This is a genomic window from Streptosporangium sp. OZ121, from assembly GCF_051918885.1.
Lineage (GTDB): Bacteria > Actinomycetota > Actinomycetes > Streptosporangiales > Streptosporangiaceae > Streptosporangium.
Genome location: NZ_JBPXMC010000079.1, coordinates 1 through 1,611 on the forward strand (window position 1 = coordinate 1; position 1,611 = coordinate 1,611).

General features: G+C 72.6%; 1 protein-coding gene. It reads left to right on the forward strand.

Features of this window, described 5'->3' with window-relative positions:
* Positions 1-19: 19 nt before the first annotated feature.
* Positions 20-1,611: type I polyketide synthase (locus ACTOQ1_RS42770; RefSeq protein WP_440074319.1), on the forward strand; the 1,592-nt coding region annotated here is incomplete at its 3' end.

Consider the following 1,611-nt stretch of genomic DNA (forward strand, 5'->3'; position numbering starts at 1 on the left):
CGAGGGTTTGTGGGACCTGGTGTCGTCCGGTACGGACGCCATCGGCGAGTTCCCCACCGACCGCGGCTGGGACCTGGACAAACTGTACGACCCGGACCCCGAGGCCCACGGCACCTCCTACGTGCGGCGCGGGGGCTTCCTGGGAGAAGCCGGTGACTTCGACCCCGGCTTCTTCGGGATCAGCCCGCGCGAGGCGCTCGCGATGGACCCGCAGCAGCGGCTGCTGCTGGAGACCTCGTGGGAGGCGGTCGAGCGGGCCGGGATCCGCCTGAACCACCTGCGAGGAAGTCGTACGGGCGTGTTCACCGGCGTGATGTACCACGACTACGCGAGCCAGCTCACCTCCATACCGGAGGAGCTGGAGGGCCTGATCGGCACCGGAAACTCCGGCAGCGTCGCCTCGGGCCGGGTGTCCTACACCTTCGGGTTCGAGGGACCGGCGATGACCGTGGACACCGCGTGCTCGTCGTCGCTGGTCGCGCTGCACCTGGCCGTGCAGGCGCTCAGGAACGGCGAGTGCGACCTGGCCCTGGCCGGTGGCGTGACGGTGATGGCGACTCCGGGCACGTTCATCGAGTTCTGCCGGCAGGGCGCCCTGTCCGTCGACGGCCGGTGCAAGGCGTTCTCGGCGGACGCCGACGGCGCGGGCTGGAGCGAGGGCGTGGGCATGCTGCTCGTCGAGCGGCTGTCGGACGCCCAGCGCAACGGCCACCAGATCCTCGCCGTCGTAAGGGGCAGCGCGGTCAACCAGGACGGCGCGAGCAACGGGCTGACCGCGCCGAACGGCCCCTCGCAGCAGCGGGTGATCCGCCAGGCCCTGTCCAACGCGAACCTCTCGCCCGCCGACATCGACGCGATCGAGGCGCACGGCACCGGAACGCCGCTCGGCGACCCGATCGAGGCGCAGGCGCTGATGGCCACCTACGGCCAGGACCGGCCCGAGGACCGGCCCGTCTGGCTGGGCTCCATCAAGTCGAACATCGGTCACGCCCAGGCCGCCGCGGGCGCCGCCGGGATCATCAAGATGGTGATGGCGATGCGGCACGGCGTGCTGCCTCGGACGCTGCACGCGAACGAGCCGAGCCCGCACGTGGACTGGTCGGCGGGCGCGGTGGAACTGCTGACCGAGGCCCGCTCGTGGACCGCCGGGGACCACCCGCGCCGGGCCGCGGTCTCCTCATTCGGAGTCAGCGGCACGAACGCTCACGTGGTGCTGGAGGAGGCCCCCGCCCAGGAGGCGGCCGAGGCCGAGGCGCCCGTCGAGGTACCGGCGGTGCCGGTGCTGCCGTGGGTGCTGTCGGCGAAGACGAGCGAGGCGCTCCGGGCACAGGCCGGGCGGCTCGGGGCGTGGGTGGAGGCGGGAACCGGGACCGACGCCGACGTGGCCCACTCCCTGGCGTCATCCCGGTCGGCGTTCGACCACCGCGCGGTGGTCGTGGGCGCGGATCGGGGTGAGCTCCTCGCCGGTACGGCGACGCTGGCCTCGGGCGGCGCCAGCGCCGGAGTGGTGACCGGTGTGCCCGGCTCGGACGGTAAGACGGTGTTCGTCTTTCCCGGTCAGGGGTCGCAGTGGCTGGGGATGGGGGTTGAGCTGCTGGAGTCGTCGGCGGT